The sequence below is a fragment of the Agrobacterium pusense genome, from assembly GCF_013285525.1.
GTDB classification, from domain to species: Bacteria; Pseudomonadota; Alphaproteobacteria; order Rhizobiales; family Rhizobiaceae; genus Agrobacterium; species Agrobacterium pusense.
On sequence record NZ_CP053856.1, the window covers coordinates 1,810,332 to 1,832,663 of the forward strand.

Genomic DNA, 22,332 nt, shown 5'->3' on the forward strand with positions numbered 1-22,332 from the left:
GCGCTTTACGGGATCGCCTCGTCTGCCGCGAGAAACCCGCCCGATTGCCGCGCCCAGAGCTCCGAATAGAGTCCGCCCCGCGAGACCAGTTCCGAATGTGTGCCCTGCTCGACGATGCGCCCCTGATCCATCACGATCAACCGGTCGAGCGCCGCGATGGTCGAAAGGCGGTGGGCGATTGCCAGCACCGTCTTGCCCTGCATCAGCTCGTCCAGATTACTCTGGATCGCAGCCTCTACCTCGGAATCGAGCGCCGAGGTCGCCTCATCAAGCACGAGGATTGGTGCATCCTTCAGCATCACACGGGCAATGGCGATACGCTGGCGCTGGCCGCCGGAGAGTTTCACGCCGCGTTCGCCCACATGGGCGTCAAAACCGGTGCGTCCGCGCTGATCCTCCAGCCGCTTGATGAAGTCGTCCGCCTTGGCCCGTCGCGTCGCCTCCTGCAATTGCGTTTCGCTGGCGTCGGTGCGGCCGAACAGGATGTTGTCCCTGATAGAGCGATGCAGCAGCGAGGTGTCCTGCGTAACCATGCCGATATGGGCCCGCAGCGATTCCTGGGTTACACCCGCAATATCCTGCCCGTCGATGAGAATGCGTCCCTTCTCGACATCGTAAAACCGCAGCAGCAGATTGACGAGGGTGGATTTCCCCGCGCCGGAGCGTCCGACGATGCCGACCTTTTCCCCTGCCCAGATGTCGAGATTGAGATGATCGATGACGCCGTTCTTTCGGCCATAGTGGAAACTGACATTCTCGAAACGAATGCTCGGTTTTTTAACCTCCAGCATAACCGCGTCAGGCGCATCGACCAGACCGATCGGCTGAGAGATCAACTCGGCGGCGTTCTGCACCGTGCCGAAATTGCGCATGATGCCGTTGAACTGCGTCATCAGGCGCCCCAGCAGGAAATTGAGACGCAGCACCAGCGCCAGCGTGAAGGCCACCGCACCGGAACTGATCTTGCCGGAAAGCCACAGATCGATGCAGAGAGCCGCCATGGACGTGATCATAACGCCTGACAGCAGCGCCATCGATGCCCGCACGCCGGTAATGAACCGCGTGAACGTCATCGTCGCACGCTGAAAGATATCGAAGCCCTGCCGCATGTAGCGGTCATTGGCGTCGTCGCGCCCGAACAGCCGCAGGGTCTGGATATTGCTGTAGGCATCTACCATGCGGCCGGAAAGCATGGAGGCGGCTTCCGCCGTTTCTTTTGAATGATAGCGGATGCGCGGCACGAAATAGCGCGCCAGCAGCGAGAAGATCGCCACCCAGACAACGACGACGACCGCAAGCCGCCAGTCCAGCCCCCCGATCAGAAACAGCATCGAGACGGAATAGATACCGACGAACCAGACGCTTTCCATCAACGAGGTCACAAGGTCGCCCGCCGCCTGCCCGCCGGACCAGACCTTGGTGACGATGCGGCCGGAAAAATCGTTCTGGAAAAAGGTCAGCGACTGCCGCGCCACATGCATGTAGGATTGCCAGCGCACCAGGTTGTAGAAGCCGGGCGTGATGATCTGCTGATCCACCAGCGCCGTCAGCATCGTGACGATGAAGCGGATGACCCCGATCAGGATAAGCATGCCGACGAGCTCGCCGCCATGGGTGGAAAGCAACCCGGCCCAGCCTTCTTCCGGTTTTACCGTCGAGAGAATATCAACAAGCCGACCGACGAACCAGAAAAGCGCCGCCTCGATGGCCGCAGTCAGCCCACCCAGCACCAGCATCGCGAAGAACGGCGCTTTCGCCTGCGAAATATAAAACCAGATGAAGGCGAACGTGCTTTCCGGCGGCCGCAAATCGTCCTTGCGGTCGAAGGGCTTTATCCAGTTCTCGAAATACTCGAAGATGCGGGTAATGAGCATGATCCGGATATAGGCGGATTCCCGGTGCGGGAACAGCCGCGGAGGCTACGGTGAGAAATTATATTTCGGTAACGTTCCGAGAATGAAAAAGGGGCTGGGAATGTTCCCGATCTTGAAATCCACCCAGCGACATTCTGCGCATCGGCAAGCTCTACGCTGTCACCCCGGACGAGATCCGGGGTCCTCTGCGATCAAGTCCTTGACCGCAAAGACGCGTCTTACGGCGCAGACGCGCCGTGACGGGATGCCGGATCAAGTCCACTCCTGTCCGATTTAAATTTCTGGAGGACGCGCAAGCATCTCATTCGAAGAGGATTTCAGGTTTTTGCCTTGGGCGTACGCGAAAGAAGAGCGGCCTCTCCCCAATAGGAAGGAAAGTCGAGCAAATCGCGCCGACGTCATCCTCGGGCCTGACCCGAGGATGTGCAACGTATTGATTTTATTCGACGTGATCAGATCCGCGGGACAAGCCCGAGGATGACGTTGAGTGAATTCCACCCTTCGCCACCGACTTCTACGGATTGTAGCCTGGCCAGAATTTAAACCGGACAGCAGTGGACGGAGCCCGGCGTGACGGGGAAAGGCGAGAATGTGCATCATAAGCGAAAGGGCGGAGACTATTCCCCGCCCTCCTGTATCCACTACTCCGCAGCCGCTTCCGCCTCGTGATCGGCGATGAAGCCGCCGGACTGGCGCCGCCACAGATCGGCGTAAATGCCGCCCATTGCCACCAGTTCCGCATGGCTGCCCGCTTCCACGATCCGGCCCTTGTCCAGAATGATCAGCCGGTCCATTTCGGTCAGCGTCGAGAGACGGTGGGCAATGGCGATCACCGTCTTGCCTTCCATAAGCGAGAACAGGTTCTCCTGAATTGCCGCCTCGACTTCTGAATCGAGCGCCGAGGTCGCCTCATCAAGTACCAGAATCGGCGCGTTCTTGAGGAAGACGCGCGCAATTGCGATACGCTGGCGCTGGCCGCCCGACAGTTTCACGCCGCGCTCACCTACCTGGGCATCGAGGCCCTGGCGACCATGCATGTCGACCAGCGTTTCGATGAAATCCCAGGCATTGGCCCGCTTTGCTGCCGCAATCACCTGCTCGTCGGTGGCTTCCGGATGACCATAGGCAATGTTGTCGCGGATCGAGCGGTGCAGCAGCGACGTATCCTGCGTCACGACACCGATCAATTCTCGCAGGCTGTCTTGCGACACCTTGGAGATGTCCTGACCGTCGATGGTGATCCTGCCGCCTTCCAGATCGTAAAAACGCAGCAGCAGGTTCATCAGCGTCGTCTTGCCCGCCCCCGAACGCCCGACCAGACCGACCTTTTCGCCCGGCTTGATATCAAGCGTCAGCCCGTCGATCACGCCCTTGTTCTTGCCATAGTGGAAGCGGACGTTGTCGTAGCGGATGCCGCCCTGCGGGGCCGCAAGTTCCGGAGCCTTCGGAACGTCGACGATGTCATGCGGCTTCGTCATCATCGACATGCCGTCATAGACCGTGCCGATATTTTCGAACAGTGAGGTGACTTCCCACATGATCCACTGCGACATGCCGTTGACGCGCATCGCAAGGCTGATGGCGATGGCAACCGAACCGGCCGTCACCGAACCCTGCATCCAGAAATAAAGACCGAGCGCGGCCGTTGAAAACAGAACCACCGCATTGTTCAGGTCGATCAGGATGTTGAAGCCGGAAATCTTGCGCATCTGGCGGTGAACGGTTCCGAGAAACACGTTCATGCCCTCACGCGCGTATCTCTCCTCGCGGCCCGCATGGGAAAACAGCTTGATCGTCGAGATATTCGTATAGCTGTCGACGATCCGGCCCGTCATCATGGAGCGCGCATCGGCCTGCTCCTGCGCCAGCCGGCCGAGCTTGGGCACGAAATAGGCGAGGATACCCATGTAGATACCCAGCCAGACCAAAAGGGGGATAACCAGTCGCCAATCGGCAGCCGCGACCATGAACAGCATCGAAACGACAAAGCTGATCGCGTAGACGAAGACGTCGATGACCTTCAGTGCCACTTCGCGGATCGCCAGCGCCGTCTGCATGACCTTGGTCGAAACCCGGCCAGCAAATTCATTGGCGAAAAACGTCATGGAATGGCGCAGCAGGAAACGGTGCATTTTCCAGCGCGCAATCATGCCGAAATTGCCGGCAAGCGTCTGGTGCATCGTCATGGTGTGGATCGCGCCCATCAGCGGCAGCAGAAACAGCACCAGCCCGGCCATGATGATCAGATGCCAGCCCTCATCGGCAAAAAACGTCTCGCGATTGGCCGTGGAAAGCCAGTCGACGATATTGCCGAGGAATTTGTAAAGCATCGCTTCCGCAACGGCGATGCCCATCGACATCAGGCCGAGCAGCAGCAGCCACGGCCAGGCGGGCTTCACATAATGCCACAGGAACGGCAGAAGCGTCTTCGGCGGCACGGAAGGCGTCGAAGACGGAAAGGGATCGAGACGTTTTTCAAACCAGCCAAACATAGGCCAAGCTCCGGCAATAAATCGCCCCGTCGTCAAAGGTAAGCGGACGCAATATGGCCCACGACGGAACGGAAAAGTCTTTGAACATGGCCGTGACAGCCACATGACGAATCGGAATATGGGAAACGCGGCCGAGCCGCGGAGTAACACCTAGGCCAGCAGCAGCACTACTGGGGCCGGGAGGCGAATACGAATGTCATTTGGCATAAGAACCTCCCTTGGCTGGTGTTGAAGATATGGCCTTGTAGCGCAAAAATTAAGCAATGACCAGCCGGAAAGACACCGACACGCTCGAAAACTCGAGATGGTCGAGTAGCACAAAGGGACGGATTTACCCGCAAAGGTTTCCGACCGCCGCCTGCCGTGCTGCACCGCCTTATTCGGCTGCGTCCTGCGCCTGACCACTCTCATATTCCGTGATCAACTCGATCATTCCGGCCTGAGTATGGCGCTTGAGTTCCCGCCGGTCGCTGGGCTGCGGGGCAAAGGTGACGGTCAGGCCGGTATCCCTTATCGTGCCGATGGCGAAAGATGCGCCGGAGAGCATGCGTACGCCCTCATGCAGCCATAGAGGATCGGTCGCGAAATGCTGGCCGATACCGACCACGATGGGAATGCCCTGCCAGTGTGACATGCGGTCGTAATGGATGTGGCCTGCCAGAATACCAATGACATCATGTTCGAACAGCAGCTCGTCCAGAATCTCGGTATCGTCAAAGGACAGGGATTCCCACTCCGCATCGGGACGGTCGAAATCAAGCGCCGGCGCATGGTGCATCACCAGCAGCTTCGGCAATTCGGGATGGTTTTCCAGCTCATCCTCAAGCCATTCGACCTGTCCGGGTTCGAAAGCACCCCCGACCTTGCCGGGAACGCTGGTGTCCATGACGATGATGTGAATGCCGGCAATCACCTCGGCATGGTCATAGGGCTCGTCCAGATCCTCGTGGCGATCGAGCATCACGGGATAAAATCCATCGCGGCGGTCGTGATTGCCGAGCGCGAAGAGCACAGGCATACCGAGTTCCGCTTCCTTTATCAGACGCTTGAGCTCCTCATAGCTGCCGGCATCGCCCCGATTGGTCAGATCGCCGCTGACGATGATGAATTCGGGCGGCGGCACCAGCGCCTTGATCTGCGCAAGCGTCGTGGAAAGCGTGGCCGAGGTCTCTGAATAAAGATCGTCATCCTGCACCTGCGGATTGCCCACATGCAGATCGGTCAGATGGACGAAATTCACCCGTTCGGACATGCTATCCCCCTGTTCCTGCGTGCAGAAGATCCGGCTCAAGTAGGCCGACGTCAACCGTTCCCGATGGTTCGGGCAAGCCTGATGATGTACTGGTGAATGGGTAGCCGCCCAGTGTGTCACGCGCATGAATATCCGGTCTGGAATGACACCCGAGAGGGACTTTTCGCAAACTGCCTGTCGTCCCCTGTCCGCGCGTGATAATCGGACGAGCACAGCAACCGCAGTGAGATCTCCATGTCCGGCACCACGACCGAAATCAGAATCGCCCTTTACCAGCCCGACATTCCCGGCAATACCGGCACCATCCTGCGGCTGGCCGCCTGCCTTGGCCTTGGCGTCGACATCATCGAACCCGCAGGTTTCGACATCTCGGATCGCAATCTGAAACGGGCCGGCATGGACTACATTGCGGCGGCCGCCCTCACGCGCCATGTCAGCTGGGATCGCTTCGAGGAATGGCGGGCAACCACCGGCCGGCGGCTCGTCCTCGCCTCCACCAAGGCAGCCCAGCCCTATACTGATATCACCTATCGTGCCGACGATATCCTGCTCTTTGGCCGCGAAAGTGCGGGCGTGCCTGATCACGTGCATGAAAAGGCGGATGAGCGAATCATCATTCCGATGGTCGCCGGGCAGCGCTCGATCAACGTTGCGATGTCGGCTGCGATGGTCACCGGTGAGGCCTTGCGCCAGACCTCATGGTCCTGACCTGCCATCTTTACAGCCAATTTTTCAGGCAAATTTGAAAATTGGCCGTTTTTGCCGCGAAACTGTCGCAACCCGGCCTGTACCGGAGGCGTTCACGCTCCTATACTGATTAGCCGGACAATAAAAATCGCCCTCGCCGAGACGGTCCGCCGGCGGGTGTGTGGAGACGTCGCATGCAGTCCACCATTGTCATCGTCAATCTTCTCGGCGCGGTCGCGCTGCTGCTCTTCGGCCTCGCCCAGGTGAAGGATGGCGTGACCCGTGCCTTTGGCATGAAACTGAGGAGCGTACTCGCCACCGGCACCCAGAACGGGCCCCGATCCTTCTTTTCCGGCTTCTTCGCCACCGTCGCGCTGCAGAGCTCCACGGCAACCGCTCTCACCGTCGCCTCCTTCGCCGAACGGGACCTCATCAAGCCGCGCATGGCACAGGTCGTGCTGCTTGGCGCCAATGTCGGCACCGCCGTGACCGCGTGGATCGTAGCGGCGGGCGTCGAATGGTTGTCACCGCTTCTGATCCTCGCGGGCATCGTGCTCAAGAAGGGAAGCTCCAACGCCAGGCAGGGCGGCGGAACGGCGCTGATCGGCATCGGCCTGATGCTTTTGTCACTGCATCTGCTGAGCGGCGCGACCGAGCCCATGCGCGCCTCGCCCGCGCTTGCCGTCTTTATCGGCCTGCTCGACGGGGCCTGGCCCGTTGCGCTGATTTTCTCCGCGGTGCTTGCCTTCGTCTCCTCCTCCAGCCTTGCCGTGGTGGTGTTGATCCTGTCGCTTGCGGCCACCGGAACGCTTTCCACCGGCCTCGTCATCGTCCTCATTCTCGGCGCCAATCTCGGCGGCGCCATTCCTCCGGTCATCGCCACGCTTTCCGGCCCCGCCTCGGCGCGGCGCATCACCATAGGCAATCTCGCGGTGCGCACCACTGGCTGCCTCATCGCCCTGCCGCTCGCCTCCTATGGCGCGGAGTTCCTGCAGCAATTGCCGCTTTCACCCGCGAAACTGCCGGTCGACGCCCATCTCATCTTCAACGTCATCCTGGCCGCGCTCGCATGGCCCTTCTCGGGCCTCATCTCAGACCTGATGACGAAGCTGGTTCCCGGTGATCCGAAAGCCGAAGACGGCCCGAATTTCCTCGATCAACAGGCGCTGGCAACGCCGGTGGTGGCACTGGCCAATGCAACGCGGGAGGTCCTGGGCGTCGGCGACAGCATCGAGCGAATGCTGATCCGCGCCGAAAACGCCTTCAAGCACAACGACCTGGCGCCGCTTGCCGAAATATCCCTGCTCGAAAAAAAGGTCGACCGCCGCCAGCAGGAAGTAAAGGTCTATCTGTCCCAGCTCGGCCGCAAGGGGCTTGACGATGAGGATGCCCGCCGTTCGATCGCAATCATCGATTATGCCATCAACCTCGAACATATCGGCGACATCATCGAAAAGGGCATTTGCGAACAGATCCGCAAGAAGGTGCTGAACAGCTTCAAATTTTCCGATGACGGTTATGAGGAGTTGAAGACCCTGTTCGACATGACCATCGAGAACCTGCGCGCCGCCCAGAGCATTCTGGTGACCGGCGATTTCGAACTTGCCCGCAGGCTGATGGAAAGCAAGGTGGATATTCGCCGCCTCGAAAAACAATCCTCCAACCGCCATCTGGAGCGGCTGCGCGACGGGCTGACGGAAAGCATGCAGACAAGCTCGCTGCATCTCGACATGCTGCGCGACCTCAAGCGTATCAACGCCCATATCGTTTCGGTGGCGCACCCCATTCTGGATGAAAGCGGCGTGCTGATCGAAAGCCGTTTGCGATATGCTGAGCCGCGCGCCTAGAGGATTTTAGAAAATCTGGTCCGTTTTTTCGGTACGGAAAGACGAAAGCACTCTAAAAATCAGTCTGCCGAGGGAAGCCGGCGCATGGTGAATTCGATGCGGTCACCTTCCAGCTGCCGCCAGCTTTCCACTTCCGTCCAGTAAGCGGCCTTGGGAAAGCTGTCGAACCATTCTCGGGCCTTGGCGCGGGCTTCTTCGCGTCCCAGACAAAACGTTTGCCGCACGAACATGCCCTCACGCTTTTGTTCGCCGCCGGCGCTGTCGCGCTCCCTGCGGTGATTGGCAATTCTGCGCTTCAGCCCGTCGAGGGGCGGCGGTCCGGTAAATTTCGTCATGATATTCACCTCTGGCACCTACGTCTTTAAAGATAGTGTCGACCCGCTGACTTGGCGAGTCGAATTTGTGCGCGGCGCAAACACCTGCTAGAGGCGGCATGACAGACTACACAGCAGGAGAATGAGACATGGAACGGCCGATCTTGCCGAAGGGCTTGCCCGAGGACATTGAAGACAAGAAGGCCGTTGCCCAGGCATGGTTCCAGCATCTGCGCGACACCATCGTCGCCTCCTTCGAAACCCTGGAAAACGAACTGACCGGCCCCTTGTCCGATCAGGAACCGGGCCGTTTCGTCCAGAAAGACTGGCTGCGTGACAATGGTGAAGGCGGCGGCGGCAAGATGTCTATGATGGAAGGCCGCGTCTTCGAAAAGGTTGGCGTGCACACCTCCACCGTCTACGGCGAATTTTCGCCGGAATTCCGCAAGCAGATACCGGGCGCGGAAGAAGACCCGCGCTTCTGGGCATCGGGACTGTCGCTCATCGCCCATCCGGTCAATCCCAATGTGCCGGCCGTGCACATGAACACCCGCATGGTCGTCACCACCAGCCACTGGTTCGGCGGCGGCGCGGACCTGACGCCGGTGCTTGGCCGCAGGCGGACGCAACAGGACGCCGATACCCAGCTGTTCCACCGCGCCTTCGAGATCACCTGCAACCGCCATCCCGTGGCGGACTATCCACGATACAAGACGTGGTGCGACGAGTATTTCTTCCTGAAGCACCGCGACGAGCCGCGCGGCACCGGCGGCATCTTTTTCGACTGGCTGCATCCGCAAGAGCAAAATGGCGGCTGGGACGCCAATTTCGCCTTCGTGCAGGATGTCGGCCGGGCCTTCAATCTGGTCTATCCGAAAATCGTCCGCGCCAATTTCAACCAGAACTGGACGGAAGAGGACCGTGACGAGCAGCTTATTCGCCGTGGCCGCTACGTGGAATTCAACCTTCTCTACGATCGCGGCACCATCTTTGGACTGAAGACCGGCGGCAACGTCGAATCGATCCTGTCTTCCCTGCCGCCGGTGGTGCGCTGGCCCTGAAAACCTCACGCAAATTTGACGCTTATCAGCCATTTTGTCGCAAATAGCGTAAATTAGGACTTATGGAAAAATCAAGGCAGTGGTAGTCTCCTCCCGCAGACGTACTGGAGGAGCTATCGTCATGATTACTTCGAACAGCATGCCTATTTCTGCTTCCGCCGAGGGAGCATCGCAATCCATCGATACCACCGCATTGATTGACCGCCTGGCCGCCGAAATGCGCTCAACGGGTGATCGCGAACTGCCGCATTCCTTTTATGTCGAACAGGTGAAACGCACGCTCGCCGGAAAAGCCGTGAAGCGCGCGGATAACGACGAACGACCCAGCACAAAAATCCCGCCGGCCGGGACGTCCTCCGTTTTCCAGTGCTGGGCGATGCCCGAATAAGTCCGGTATCAGCGCTCAAGGACGCCGCTTTGGAACATAAGCGGCGGACTTTTGTTTCATAACGGAAGGGCAGCACGTCACTTCAATGCTGCCTTTTTCTGAAGCAGGGAGGCAAGACCATGAGACTTTTTGAATGTGGAACGCTCGTGCCGGGCTGCGCCTGGCATACACGCGCAGATGACGATGCTGAAGTCGTCCGCCGCACGGTGGAGCATATGCGCTCGGCCCACGGCGAAACCGTTATCCGCGAAAATATGATCGAGAACATCAAGGCCCGCATCCGCGACGAGGCGAATGCGGCTTAGACCGGAGTGTAGCGTTCTGGCAATATCAGTTCTGAAGCATCTCTTTAAGCCGGGCGGTTAGCGCTGCCCGGTCAAGCGAGAAATTGACGTCGATCCACTTTTCCTCAAGGCTTTTCAGCACCTCGCCGACCTGCGGACCGGCCGCGACGCCCGCTGCCATCACGTCTGCACCGCTTAACGGAAATCCGGGCTTCTGGAATTTCTCCGCCCTCGCCAGCAGTGTCGAAAACCGCGCAACCGTCTGCATGGCTGTCTCGCCGGCCGAAATATCGGCACGAGCGGAGGAAAGCGCGAGTTTCAGCCGCATCTTCACGCCTTCAACACCTTGACGATAAAGCAGCCGGTCGAGCGCCGTCTCCTTCAGTTCGGGATCTGCCGGCGGGGCCGCGGCCCAATGGGCAAGGTAGGCAGCTTCTGCCTTCGACAGCTTCAGCCGCGCGGCCAGAGAGGCCATCCTCTCGCCATCCGGCGGCACGATCGCGGCAAGCCGCAGCATTGGATCTACCGCCCAGCCAAGAGCCTGCTCCGTCGCGACCAGACCGTGAATGGCGTCGATACCCCATTTCTCGGTTTCGGGAAGAATTTCCGTTAGAACGCCCGATTGCCGCATCCAGAGCAGGGCGCGGGAAGGATCGCGGGCCGAAAGCAGCTTTTTCAACTCGCTCCACACCCGCTCGGCCGAAAGCGTCGCCAGCCTGTCCTTGGCCCGTGCGCTGGCTCGCAAGCCATCGGCATCCGGGCGGCCAGAGCCATAATGGGCAAAAAAGCGGAAAAAGCGGAGAATCCGCAGATAATCTTCCGAAATTCGCGTCGCCGCATCGCCGATGAAGCGCACGGTTCCGGTTTCGATATCGGGCAACCCGTTGATGAGGTCGATGATCTCGCCCTTTTCATCGGCATAAAGAGCATTGATGGTGAGATCGCGCCGCTCGGCATCGGTCTGCCAGTCGGTGCCGAAGGCCACCTGTGCGTGGCGGCCATTGGTCTCCACATCGCGGCGCAGCGTCGTCACCTCGAAACCTTCACCGTCGATGACCAGCGTTACCGTGCCATGCTCGATGCCTGTTGGCACCGCCTTGATGCCCGCAGCCTTGGCCCGCGCAACAACCACGTCGGGGGTCAGCGTCGTGGCCATGTCGATATCGACCACCGGCAGGCCCATCAGCGCGTTGCGCACCGCGCCGCCGACGATCCGCACCTCTCCGCCATCGGCATTCAAAAGCGCGAAAATGCGCTTCAGCGCCGGTTTTTCGAACCAGTCCTGGCCGGCAAGGCTGTTCATAAATAAAACCTTTCGTAAATCGTCCTGACGATGCCCGCCGTAATGCCCCAAATGTAGCGTTCACCATAGGGCATTTCATAGAAAAACCGCTCCTTCCCCTGAAAGATGCGGCTACCGCGCGCGTGGTTTTCAGGGTTCATCAGGAAGGACAGCGGCACCTCGAAAACTTCGTCCACTTCCGCCGGATTGAGCGTGAGGTCGAAGCCCGGCCGAACAACGGACAGCACCGGCTTTATCCGGAAACCCGTGCCGGAGATATAATCCGGCAATCGCCCCACCGTTTCCACGAAGGACCGGGACAGACCGATTTCCTCCTCCGCTTCGCGCAATGCTGCCTCTTCCGGCGTGCGGTCCTCGGCGTCGATACCGCCGCCCGGGAAGGAAATCTGACCTGAATGTTTGCGTAAGGTGGAGGTGCGCTGGGTGAAGATCACCCGGGCATCATTGCCGTCATCGATAACCGGGACCAGCACGGCGGCGTCTTTCAGTTTGATGCCGTTCCCGGACAGCACCACGCCCGGATTGAGGACATGGTCGCCATTTTCGCGCTCGGCCACGCCCTCGCCCTCCTGCAGCACCCGGCGGCGGAAGTCGCTTGCAGTAAAAGCCCTGAGGCCTATTGTCGTGATCGTCATTGCGAAAGCCGTTCCAGTTCATTGGCGGGCATGACTGGAAAAACGACGCCACCCGAGCACACCGCGAACATGTCGACGCCGTTAACCTCGATCACTTCACCGAGGGCGACGAGGTCGTACATCACGGCTCGCGAGACAAGCGCTTCCAGACGGCCGCGGACCAGAAGATAGGGCTTCAACTCGCGGTTTTCGCCCGAAATTTCAAACCGCAGCGGATGCTCCCGCCCCGCCTCTACCACGTCGCCAACATTCGTCCGGAAAGTGAGCACAGGCTCCCCATCCTCCTCGCCCACCGTCACCTTCATTTCCACGGCGACGAAAGGCGCATCGACGACCCGGATCCCGACTTTTTCCACAGGAGTTACAAGATAGGTTTTGCCATCCTGATCCTTGCGCAGAACGGTCGAAAACAGCCGCACCAGCGGCGCCCTGCCAATGGGCGTGCCGAGGTAGAACCAGGTGCCGTCAGCGCGGATTTCCATGTCGAGATCGCCGCAAAAGGGTGGATTCCAGCGGTCCACCGGGGCCGGTCCGCGCCTGGCGTCACCGGTCTGTTCCGCGGCGCGGGAAATCAACGCCGCAAGGCCAGCCGCATCATCAGCCGAATTTATCGTCTCCGCTGCCATATTCGAGTCTCGCTTTGCCGATAAGGAAATACTAAGTCACGACATAGTCATTCGAATGGCGCTTGTCAGCGGCCAAGAGAGCAATAAGCTATATGCAGCGCAAAATCCGTTCCGGCTGGCGGCCAGCAAAACCGGAATGCAAATGTGACAGCGGCGAAGGTATGAGGAGAGCGACATGGGCGTGATGAATACCGGCGAAACCCTCGATGAAAAGGCGATCATCGCCTCGGCCGAAAAGGCGCTGTCCGACATTGCGGCGATCCGCGCGGAAGTCTCCAAGGTTATCTTCGGCCAGGAAAAGGTGGTGCAGAACACGCTTCTCGCCATCCTCTCCGGCGGCCACGCCCTTCTCGTCGGCGTTCCCGGCCTTGCCAAGACCAAGCTCGTCACCACACTCGGCACCGTGCTCGGCCTCGACGCCAACCGCATCCAGTTTACCCCGGATCTGATGCCGTCAGATATTCTCGGTTCCGAAGTCATGGACCAGGACGAAAACGGCCGCCGCTCGTTCCGCTTCATCAAGGGACCGGTTTTTGCTCAGTTGCTGATGGCCGATGAAATCAACCGCGCCAGCCCGCGCACGCAGTCCGCGCTGCTGCAGGCCATGCAGGAATACCACATCACCATGGCCGGCCAGACATATGAGCTGCCGAAGCCGTTTCACGTTCTCGCAACGCAGAACCCGCTGGAACAGGAGGGCACCTATCCGCTGCCCGAAGCCCAGCTCGACCGCTTCCTGCTGCAGGTGGATGTCGGTTATCCCGAACTTGCCGCCGAACGCCAGATCCTGCTCGACACCACGGGCACCGGCTCGGGCGAAGCACGCGGCGTCATCGATGCGCCCCGCATGATGGAGATACAGGCGCTCATCCGCCAGATGCCGGTCAGCGACAAGGTGGTGGACGCCATTCTGTCGCTCGTCCGTTCCGCCCGCCCCGGCCACGGCAACAAGTTGACCGATAAGAACGTTGCCTGGGGTCCCGGTCCGCGCGCCGGCCAGTCGCTGATGCTGACGGCCCGTGCGCGTGCGCTTTACGAAGGCAGGCTCGCGCCCTCGCTTGACGATGTCTATGCGCTGGCCGAACCGGTGCTGGAACACCGCATGGCGCTGACGTTTGCGGCCCGCGCCGAAGGCATGTCGGTGCGCGATGTCATCGCTGCCCTCGTGGAGCAGGCGAAGAACTGAAGCGACGTTCGCGAAAGGACTGCATGTGGCATCCATCGGCCAGATCGTAGACAAGACGCCGGGTAGCGAAGTTCTGGCGCGCGCGCGCCAGCGCGCCGCTCTGGTGCCGGACTGCATGGTCGAGGCAAAGCGCATCGCCAACACCGTCACCGCAGGCTGGCATGGCCGCCGCAAGCGCGGCATCGGGGAAAATTTCTGGCAGTTCCGCCCCTATGCCGAAGGCGAAAGTCTCTCGCGCATCGACTGGCGGCGCTCCGCCCGCGACGATCATACCTATGTGCGTGACCGCGAATGGGAAGCGGCCCACACCATCTGGCTCTGGGCTGACATGTCGCCGTCGATGATGTTCAAATCGACCCTCGGTTCCGTTTCCAAGGAAAGCCGGGCCCTGGTGCTGATGCTGGCGCTGGCGGAAATCCTCGCGCGCTCCGGCGAGCGCATCGGCTGCCCCGGTATCATGGAACCGGTTTCGGCCCGGAATGCCGCCGAACGGCTCGCCACCGCGATCATGCATGCGCCGCCGACCGAAGGCATGCCGGAAACGGGCATGATCCGAGGCGCGAGCGACATCGTGCTGATCGGTGATTTTCTCGATGATGCACAGGCCGTGATGGAACGCATTTCACCGCTCGCACGGCGGGGCTTGCGCGGCCACGTGGTGGAAATTGCCGACCCGGCCGAAGAAACCTTCCCCTATTCCGGCCGCACCGAATTCAGCGATCCGGAAACCGGCGAAAAACTGGTGTCCGGCCGCGCCGAAACCATTCGCGAGGACTATACCCGCGCCTATCTCGCAAGGCGCGAGGCACTCTCCTCGTCGCTTCGCCGGCTGGGCTGGAACTTCGTGTTCCACCGCACCGACCATCTCGCTTCCGAGGCATTGGTGGCCATGCACATGTATCTTTCCGGCGCGCCGGCACAGGGCGGTGGGCAAGGCGGTGGCCGCCGATGAGCGCATTGCCTTTCGTCTTCACCAGCCCCTACATCCTCTTCGGCTTGCTGGCGCTGCCTGCCATCTGGTGGCTGCTGCGGCTTACCCCGCCGCGCCCCAAGGCGGAGGTCTTCCCGCCACTGAAGATTCTGGCGACGGTGTTGAAACGCGAGGAAACGCCGTCGAAAAGCCCGTGGTGGCTCACCTTGCTGCGCATGGCGCTTGCCGCCGCCGTGATTCTTGCTCTCGCCGATCCCGTGGTAAATCCACGCAACAGCGGCATCGCCGGCAGCGGCCCGCTGGTCCTTGTGGTTGACAATAGCTGGGCGTCTGCGCCCGACTGGGAGCGGCGCGTGGCGACCGCGGAAGCCCTGATCGGGGATGCAGAGCGTGCCGAGCGCCCCGTCGCCATCGCTTTTACAGCTGATGCCGAACACGACGCCGTGCCCGGAACGACAGCGGTCGCCCTGGAAAAGCTGGCAGCGGCAAAACCGAAGCCGCTCGTGCCCGATCGTGTCCGTACGGCCGAAGCCATCACCGAAGCGCTTAACGGCACGACCCCCGGCACCCTCGCCTATATCGCTGATGGCGTGCAGACGGCGCAGGACGAAAGCGCCCTGAAAACGCTGGCCAGTCTTTCACCAGCCGAATTCCGTATCGTCAGCGGCGACGGCAAGGCCATTGCCGCGATAACGGGCGCAACCAACAATGCCGACGCCATGAGCGTTTCGCTTTCAAGGCTCGATACTGCGGAAGCCGCCCGGTTGACGGTCAACGCGCAGGACAGCCAGGGCCGCATCCTCGCCAATGGCATCGCCACCTTCGCCCCCGGCCAGGCTGAAACAACGGCAACGGTGGAAGCACCCTTCGAATTGCGCAACGATTTCGCCCGTCTTTCCCTTGAAGGTGTTTCCACGGCGGGTGCAGTGCATCTTCTCGATGACGGCTTCCGCCGCCGCCGCGTGGCGCTGCTGGCAGGCGAAACCGGCAACGACTTCCAGCCGCTGCTGCAACCGCTTTATTACATCAGCCGCGCACTTCAGCCCTTCGTCGATCTCATTCCGCAGCGGCAGGCCGATCTGGCGCAGGCTATCCCGGAAATCCTGCAATCCAACCCCTCCGTCATTGTCATGGCCGATATCGGCCGCCTGCCGCAGGAAACATATGAGCCGATGCAAAAATGGCTTGCGGGCGGCGGCACGTTGATCCGCTTCGCCGGGCCACGCCTTGCCGCAGCACCAGCCGACGACCCGCTGGTGCCGGTGACGCTGAGACAGGGTGAACGCGCACTCGGCGGCGCGCTCTCCTGGGCTGAACCGCAACCGCTTGCCGATTTCCCTGCATTCGGCGCTTTCGCCGGCATGCCGAAGGCCGATGGCATTCTCGTCAAACGTCAGGTTCTGGCCGAGCCGACACCGGACCTCGCCGAACGCACCTGGGCAAGCCTCGCCGATGGCACGCCGCTCGTCACCACCCGCAACGTCGAGGCGGGCCGCATCGTGCTGTTCCATGTCAGCGCCGAGGCCAGCTGGTCCGACCTGCCGATATCAGGCCACTTCGTCGATATGCTTCGCCGTATCGTGCAATTGTCCAAGGCGGGCGGCGCTTCGGCCTCCGCCAATGCCCAGGCCGCCGCTCTACCACCCTTCCGGCTGCTGACGGCGGAAGGCGCGCTATCTGCCGAAATCGGCACTGCCCGGCCCCTGGAAATGCGCGCGGGCCAGCTTCCGCGCACCGGTTTCGACAATCCCCCCGGCCTTTACGGCACAGAGGATGGTTTCGTGGCTCTCAATCTCCTGCCCGCAGGTGCGACGCTGCGCCCGCTCGATACGTCGGCCGCCGGTGTCAGCACGTCAAGTGAAGCGCTGATCGGCGAAACCGCGAAATCGCTGCGTCCCGCCCTCTTCATCGCTGCCTTCCTGATGCTGATCGCCGACAGCCTGATCGTGCTTTTCATGAACGGCGCCTTCGCCCGCCTGCCGAAAGCCAGAAGCGCCACAGTGGCCACAATGCTGCTGGCGCTTGGTGCCTTTGCCGCCATGGCGCCAAACGACGCCCGCGCCGACGATCCCAAACCCGGCGACGAGCAGATATTCGAGCGGCTCGACACCACTCATCTCGCTTATGTCCGCACCGGCGAAGACGATGTCGACCGCATTTCAGAACAGGGTTTGCAGGGTTTGAGCGAATTCCTGACCTGGCGCACGACGCTGGAGCCCGGCCAGCCTGTCGGTCTCGATATTTCCAAGGATGAATTGTCCTTCTACCCAATCATCTACTGGCCGGTTTCGGCCTCCGCGCCCATGCCGTCCAGCGCCGCCATCTCGCGCATCGACGCCTATATGCGCGCCGGTGGCACCGTGCTGTTCGATACACGCGACCAGTTCTCCTCGCTCGATACCGGCGCGACCAGCCCTAATGGCGAACGCCTGCAGGCGATCCTTGCCAATATCGACATTCCGCCGCTGGAGCCCGTGCCGGAGGATCACGTCCTGACGCGTTCCTTCTACCTGCTCACCAATTTCCCCGGCCGTTACAATGGCTCGCCGCTCTGGGTGGAATCGCGTCAGGGTGCCGCCAAGACCACCTCCGGCCTCTCCTCCTCCGGGGACGGCGTGACGCCGATCATGATAACCGGTAATGATTTCGCCGGGGCATGGGCCGTCGATGCGCAGGGCGCACCGGTTCTGCCCACCGTGCCGCCTGACGAGATGCAGCGCGAACATGCCTTCCGCTCCGGCGTCAACATCATGATGTATATGCTGACCGGCAACTACAAGGCCGATCAGGTCCATGTTCCGGCACTTCTCGAACGGTTGGGGCAGTGACATGACATTGACCTTCGCTCCCTTCCTGCCATGGATCGTGATCGCCGTTCTGGCCGTCGCAGCACTTCTCCTTTCCTTCATCGGCCTGTGGCGCGGCGTGCGTGGCGCATGGTTGCGCGGGCTGGCGCTCGCCGCCCTGCTTGCCGCCATCGCTAATCCGCTTTTGACGCAGGAGGAGCGCGAGCCGCTTTCCACCATCGTCCCCGTTATCGTGGACCGCTCGCAGAGCCAGGACGTGCAGGACCGGCCGCAGATGACGGATACGGCGCTTAACGCGCTGAAAGACCGGCTGTCCCGCTTCCCGCGCATCGAGCCGCGTATCGTTGAAGTGCGCGACAATGGCGAGAGCGATTCGCCCTCGACCCAGCTTTTCTCGGCCTTGTCCTCCGCCGTTTCGGATGTCTCGCCTTCCCGCGTGGGTGGCGCGATTTTGCTGAGCGATGGCCAGATTCACGATATTCCCAATGCCCTGCCCAACGCCGAGCAGGCGCTCGGCTTCCGCGCGCCCGTGCACGGCCTGATCACGGGCAAGGCTGATGAGTTCGACCGCCGTATCGAAATCGTTCGCGCCCCACGCTTCGGCATCGTCAATGAGGAACAGCAACTGACGCTGCGCGTCTTCGATGACGGACGCCCGGCAGGCGGTGGCGCGGCTGAGGTGACGGTGAAGATGAATGGCGAAGAGATCGCCACACTACAGGCGACACCCGGTCAGCCGACGCCGTTCCGCTTCAAGGTCCCACGCGGCGGCAACAATGTCATGGAATTTTCCGTCGCCGAAATCCCGGGCGAAGTGACTGTTGCCAATAACCGCGCCGTTCACCTGATCGAAGGCATCCGTCAGAACCTGCGCGTGCTGCTCGTCTCCGGCGAACCGCACGCCGGCGAACGGGCATGGCGCAACCTCCTGAAATCCGACGCCTCGGTCGATCTGGTGCATTTCACCATTCTGCGTCCTCCGGAAAAGCAGGACGGCACGCCGATCAACGAACTCTCGCTGATCGCCTTCCCCACACGGGAGCTGTTCGTCGAGAAGATCAATGATTTCGATCTCATCATCTTCGATCGCTACCAGCATCGCGGCGTGCTGCCGATCCTCTATTACGATTACATCGCCCAATATGTCGAAAAAGGCGGCGCGCTGCTGATTGCCGCCGGGCCGGAACATGCCGGTCAGGATTCAATCGCCATGACGCCTCTGGCCTCCGTGCTGCCGGCGCAGCCGACCGGGCAGGTGCATCAGGCTGCCTTCTATCCGCGTCTTTCGGAAGCGGGCAAGAAACACCCGGTCACCCGCGGGCTAGAGGGATCGGGCAATGAGCCGCCGCAATGGGGCCGCTGGTTCCGCACCATCAGCGTCGACCCGCCGCAGGGCCAGACCGTGATGCTGGGCGATGGTCAGGACCCGCTGCTGGTGCTCAACCGCCAGGGTGAAGGCCGTGTCGCCATGCTGCTGTCGGATCAGGGCTGGCTCTGGGCGCGTGGTTATGAGGGCGGCGGCCCGCATGTGGCGCTTTACCGCCGCATCGCCCACTGGCTGATGAAAGAACCCGAGCTGGAGGAAGAGGCACTGACAGCGCGCGCCAACGGCCGCACCCTGCAGATCACCCGTCAGACCATCGGTGACGATCCCGGTCAGGCCAGCGTGCGTTTCCCTTCCGGCAAAACCGAAAACATGGCTTTCACCAGCAGCGAGCCCGGTCTCTACAGGATCGAACGCCGCATGGATGAAACCGGCCTGTTCGAAATCAAGAACGGCGATTTCACCACCCTCGTCCATGTTGGCGCGGTGGACGCCCCCGAATTCAAGGCGATGATTTCAACGACCGAAACGCTGAAGCCGCTGGCCGATGCCACCAAAGGCAGCGTGCACCGTGTCGCCGATAATTCCGGCCGGGTCGCACTGCCGGATATATTGCCGGTCCGCGGCGATATCAGGGTTGCCGATGAGGATCGCATGCTGATACGCATGACCGACGAGACGGTGCTGAAAGGCGTCAACACCCTGCCGCTCTTTGCAGGTTTCGCCGGGCTAGGCGCGTTGCTGCTTGCCTTCTCCGCTCTATGGTGGCGTGAAGGCCGGTAAGGGCGTTCCAGCAAAGATCGTGGGGCCTTCCCCTCGTCTCGGCACGTAAACGGGAAACGGCCACCGCCCGGCGGCCGGGGAAGATGAACATGAATTTCGTTTTAAGCGATGCCGCCGATCCAGAGGCCGAAAAAGCCATCCGCGATCCTCTGGTGGCCTATAATCTTGCTCGTTTCGGCGAAAGCGACAAACGCGACATTATCATCACCATCCGCAATGACGACAATGAGGTCACCGGCGGTCTGGTGGGCCACACCGCCCGCGGCTGGCTTTATGTGCAGCTTCTTTTCGTGCCGGAGACGATGCGGGGACAAGGCACGGCCTCGAAACTTCTGGCCATGGCCGAAGACGAGGCGAAAAAGCGCGGCTGTATGGGCGCCTATATCGACACGATGAACCCGGATGCGCTGAGGACTTACGAACGGTACGGTTTCACCAAGATCGGCTCGCTTGGGCCACTCTCCAGCGGCCAATCCATCACCTGGCTGGAGAAACGGTTCTAGAGCACCGGCCACGCAAATTTCAGGCGGCGATGCCCGACACCTCGCTGTCGACCGTGCGTCCCATGGTGTCGCGAATCTGTTGACGCAGCCACACGGCTCCCGCATCCGCATCGGTCTGCAATGTCCAGACCATGGCGACAGGCGGGAAATTCAACGTCACCGGCACCGGGCTCACTTCCAGTCCCAGCATCGGCGCATAACGCTGAGCAATGCGCGAAGACACGGTCGCCAGCACGGCTGAGGAGCGCGCCGTTGCCAGCACGGAAAGAAAATCCGGCGCAGCGGCGACGACGTCGATTTCCAGTCCGGTCAGTTCCAGCGCGTCCTTGATACAGCCATGCAGACTGTCGGTCTGTGATATGACCGCGTGCTTGGCCGACAGATAGGCGTCCAGTCCAACGGGATTGGGCAGATCGAGCAGAGCCGGGTTGAAGCAGCAGAGCACGCTGGAAGAATAAAGCGGTTCGCAATGGTGCCGCTGTTCCTTCGAATAGGTGCATCCGACAGCCATGTCGATCACGCCCGTATCCAGCATAGCGGTGATTTCCTGCTGTTGCCCGTTGCGCGCAAGGATACGGATACCGGGTGCGATCTCGCGCAGCCGCGCGGACAGATCCGGCAAAAGCAACAGCTCAACCTCGCTTGACATGCCGAGCCGGAACGTCCGCCGCTCGGTCGCCGGATCGAACACATCAGCCGTCAGCACCGCCGCCTGCGCTTGTCTCAGCGCCTGCCGCACCGGCCCCGCCAGATTGAGCGCCCGCGCCGTCGGCTTCATTTCCTGCCCCACGCGAATGAACAGCTCATCCTGAAACAGTGTGCGCAGGGTGGAGATATTATGGCTCATGGCAGGTTGCTGGATTTTCAGCCGCCGTGCCGCGCGCGTGACGTTCATCTCTTCCATCATCGCATCGAAAGCGACGAGGAGATTGAGGTCGAAGGAACGGAGATTGAAATGATCGATAGTTTGCATAAGTCACATCGATTTGATTGCTAACCTGCCTACACTTAACTGGAGATCGGAAAGTTTCAAGACATTCCTAAACCCAGGAGCCTTCAATGCCATCACGTCGCTCACTTCTCAAAGGCGCCGCCAGCGCCCTCATCGCCGCCCCCTTTGTTGCGCCCTCCGTCGCATTTGCCAAGGCACCGCTTGTCGCCACGCAGGCGCCCGGCTTCTACCGGCTGATGGTCGGCAAGGTGGAAGTTACTGCGCTTTCGGACGGCGTCATTGCGCTGCCGCTTGCCAAAATCTACACCAACACCACACCGGAACATGCGACGAAGGCGCTTCAGGATGCGTTCCTTCCGGAAGAGACGCCTACGTCCGTCAATGCGTTTCTCGTCAACACCGGTGACAGGCTGGTGCTGATCGATGCCGGCACCGGCTCCTATCTTGGCCCAAGCCTCGGCAGGCTCGTCGCCAATATCGAAGCCTCGGGCTACAAAGCAGATGAGATAGATGATGTCGTTCTCACCCATATCCATACAGATCATTCCGGCGGTCTCTCCGCGGATGGCAAGCGCGTCTTCGCCAACGCGACCCTGCGCGTGAACAAGCGCGAAGCCGCTTTCTGGCTCGATGAGGCGAAGGCCAAGGCAGCACCGGAGGCGCTGAAGAAGGGCTATGCCGAAGCCAAAGAAAGCATCCAGCCCTATATCGATGCCGGCAAGTTCGAGACGTTCGGCGACAATGCCGCGCCGGTTCCCGGTCTCGGCTCAGTCCTTTACGCCGGCCACACGCCGGGCCACAGCGGCATCGTTCTCGAAAGCAACGGCCAGAAAATCGTCTTCTGGGGCGATATTACCCATGGCGATATCCTCCAGTTCGATGAACCTGATGTCGCCGTCGCATTCGACGTCGATCAGAAGGCAGCCGTCGCCACGCGTGATCTGGCATTTAAACAGGCGGTGGAAGGCAAATATCTGGTGGCAGGGGCGCATATCGCCTTCCCCGGCATCGGTCATGTGCGCACCGACAGCACCAATTATGATTGGCTGCCGGTGAATTACACGACGCTATAAAGCCGAACAG

19 protein-coding genes are annotated in these 22,332 nt (G+C 60.9%); 11 read left to right on the forward strand and 8 right to left on the reverse strand.

What is annotated here, in order from left to right; all coding sequences use genetic code 11:
• Positions 1 to 5: 5 nt before the first annotated feature.
• From HQN82_RS08895 to HQN82_RS08905, 3 genes are all read right to left on the reverse strand, one after another.
• A complete protein-coding gene (locus tag HQN82_RS08895; RefSeq protein ID WP_345791260.1) occupies positions 6 to 1,910 on the reverse strand; it encodes an ABC transporter ATP-binding protein in 1,905 nt (634 codons plus the stop codon).
• A gap of 605 nt (positions 1,911 to 2,515) precedes the next feature.
• Positions 2,516 to 4,366 carry an ABC transporter ATP-binding protein gene (locus tag HQN82_RS08900; protein WP_045532037.1) on the reverse strand — a complete coding sequence of 617 codons (1,851 nt, stop codon included), beginning with the start codon at positions 4,364 to 4,366 and terminating at the stop codon, positions 2,516 to 2,518.
• Positions 4,367 to 4,742: 376 nt separating this feature from the next.
• On the reverse strand, positions 4,743 to 5,618 hold the full coding sequence (locus HQN82_RS08905; RefSeq protein ID WP_037089774.1) for a phosphodiesterase: 876 nt from the start codon (positions 5,616 to 5,618) through the stop codon (positions 4,743 to 4,745).
• Between the two features lie 234 nt (positions 5,619 to 5,852).
• Between HQN82_RS08905 and HQN82_RS08910 the strand changes: the two genes are divergently transcribed.
• Together HQN82_RS08910 and HQN82_RS08915 are read left to right on the forward strand one after the other, a co-directional pair.
• Positions 5,853 to 6,326 (forward strand): tRNA (cytidine(34)-2'-O)-methyltransferase, encoded by a 474-nt coding sequence (locus HQN82_RS08910; protein WP_004442975.1) that lies wholly within the window; start codon positions 5,853 to 5,855, stop codon positions 6,324 to 6,326.
• Positions 6,327 to 6,499: 173 nt separating this feature from the next.
• Positions 6,500 to 8,152: a Na/Pi cotransporter family protein gene (locus HQN82_RS08915; protein ID WP_045532041.1), complete on the forward strand. Its 1,653-nt coding sequence runs from the start codon at positions 6,500 to 6,502 to the stop codon at positions 8,150 to 8,152.
• 59 nt (positions 8,153 to 8,211) lie between these two features.
• Here the strand turns inward: HQN82_RS08915 and HQN82_RS08920 are convergent, their stop codons facing one another.
• Positions 8,212 to 8,487, reverse strand: a complete 276-nt coding sequence (locus HQN82_RS08920; RefSeq protein WP_004442978.1) for a hypothetical protein — start codon at positions 8,485 to 8,487, stop codon at positions 8,212 to 8,214.
• Between the two features lie 128 nt (positions 8,488 to 8,615).
• Here HQN82_RS08920 and hemF point away from each other — a divergent pair, with 128 nt between their 5' ends.
• The 3 genes from hemF (at position 8,616) to HQN82_RS08935 (ending at position 10,220) form a co-directional block, all read left to right on the forward strand.
• Positions 8,616 to 9,527: an oxygen-dependent coproporphyrinogen oxidase gene (hemF, locus tag HQN82_RS08925; RefSeq protein WP_107339118.1), complete on the forward strand. Its 912-nt coding sequence runs from the start codon at positions 8,616 to 8,618 to the stop codon at positions 9,525 to 9,527.
• Between the two features lie 121 nt (positions 9,528 to 9,648).
• A complete protein-coding gene (locus HQN82_RS08930; protein ID WP_004442981.1) occupies positions 9,649 to 9,915 on the forward strand; it encodes a hypothetical protein in 267 nt (88 codons plus the stop codon).
• Positions 9,916 to 10,034: 119 nt separating this feature from the next.
• Positions 10,035 to 10,220, forward strand: a complete 186-nt coding sequence (locus tag HQN82_RS08935; protein ID WP_004442982.1) for a DUF1059 domain-containing protein — start codon at positions 10,035 to 10,037, stop codon at positions 10,218 to 10,220.
• A gap of 25 nt (positions 10,221 to 10,245) precedes the next feature.
• Here the strand turns inward: HQN82_RS08935 and HQN82_RS08940 are convergent, their stop codons facing one another.
• From HQN82_RS08940 to HQN82_RS08950, 3 genes are read right to left on the reverse strand one after another with little or no spacing between them, the layout of a single operon-like run.
• On the reverse strand, positions 10,246 to 11,502 hold the full coding sequence (locus HQN82_RS08940) for a CCA tRNA nucleotidyltransferase (protein WP_173614772.1): 1,257 nt from the start codon (positions 11,500 to 11,502) through the stop codon (positions 10,246 to 10,248).
• Positions 11,499 to 12,137, reverse strand: a complete 639-nt coding sequence (locus HQN82_RS08945) for a CoA pyrophosphatase (RefSeq protein WP_137068883.1) — start codon at positions 12,135 to 12,137, stop codon at positions 11,499 to 11,501. Before HQN82_RS08945 ends, HQN82_RS08940 begins: the two co-directional genes overlap by 4 nt.
• The gene (locus tag HQN82_RS08950; RefSeq protein ID WP_173614773.1) at positions 12,134 to 12,763 is read right to left on the reverse strand and encodes a DUF1285 domain-containing protein; all 630 of its coding nucleotides are present in this window, start codon (positions 12,761 to 12,763) and stop codon (positions 12,134 to 12,136) included. The genes HQN82_RS08945 and HQN82_RS08950 overlap by 4 nt, the downstream gene beginning before the upstream one ends.
• Positions 12,764 to 12,938: 175 nt before the next feature.
• On the opposite strand from HQN82_RS08950, the gene HQN82_RS08955 reads away from it, so the two are divergent.
• The 5 genes from HQN82_RS08955 to HQN82_RS08975 all read left to right on the forward strand — a co-directional run bounded on the left by HQN82_RS08955 (position 12,939) and on the right by HQN82_RS08975 (position 20,297).
• Complete coding sequence (locus tag HQN82_RS08955) at positions 12,939 to 13,949, forward strand: AAA family ATPase (RefSeq protein ID WP_022556704.1); 1,011 nt, start codon at positions 12,939 to 12,941, stop codon at positions 13,947 to 13,949.
• A 25-nt stretch (positions 13,950 to 13,974) separates the two neighbouring features.
• Entirely contained in the window at positions 13,975 to 14,901 is a 927-nt protein-coding gene (locus HQN82_RS08960; protein ID WP_004442988.1) for a DUF58 domain-containing protein, read from the forward strand.
• A complete protein-coding gene (locus HQN82_RS08965) occupies positions 14,898 to 17,708 on the forward strand; it encodes a DUF4159 domain-containing protein (protein ID WP_112766611.1) in 2,811 nt (936 codons plus the stop codon). Before HQN82_RS08960 ends, HQN82_RS08965 begins: the two co-directional genes overlap by 4 nt.
• Before the next feature lies 1 nt (position 17,709).
• Positions 17,710 to 19,794, forward strand: a complete 2,085-nt coding sequence (locus HQN82_RS08970; protein ID WP_112766612.1) for a hypothetical protein — start codon at positions 17,710 to 17,712, stop codon at positions 19,792 to 19,794.
• 89 nt (positions 19,795 to 19,883) lie between these two features.
• The gene (locus HQN82_RS08975; protein WP_045532056.1) at positions 19,884 to 20,297 is read left to right on the forward strand and encodes a GNAT family N-acetyltransferase; all 414 of its coding nucleotides are present in this window, start codon (positions 19,884 to 19,886) and stop codon (positions 20,295 to 20,297) included.
• A 19-nt stretch (positions 20,298 to 20,316) separates the two neighbouring features.
• Here the strand turns inward: HQN82_RS08975 and HQN82_RS08980 are convergent, their stop codons facing one another.
• Entirely contained in the window at positions 20,317 to 21,270 is a 954-nt protein-coding gene (locus HQN82_RS08980) for a LysR family transcriptional regulator (protein WP_022556707.1), read from the reverse strand.
• Positions 21,271 to 21,356: 86 nt separating this feature from the next.
• On the opposite strand from HQN82_RS08980, the gene HQN82_RS08985 reads away from it, so the two are divergent.
• Positions 21,357 to 22,322 carry an MBL fold metallo-hydrolase gene (locus HQN82_RS08985; RefSeq protein ID WP_037089763.1) on the forward strand — a complete coding sequence of 322 codons (966 nt, stop codon included), beginning with the start codon at positions 21,357 to 21,359 and terminating at the stop codon, positions 22,320 to 22,322.
• The last annotated feature ends 10 nt before the right edge of the window (positions 22,323 to 22,332 follow it).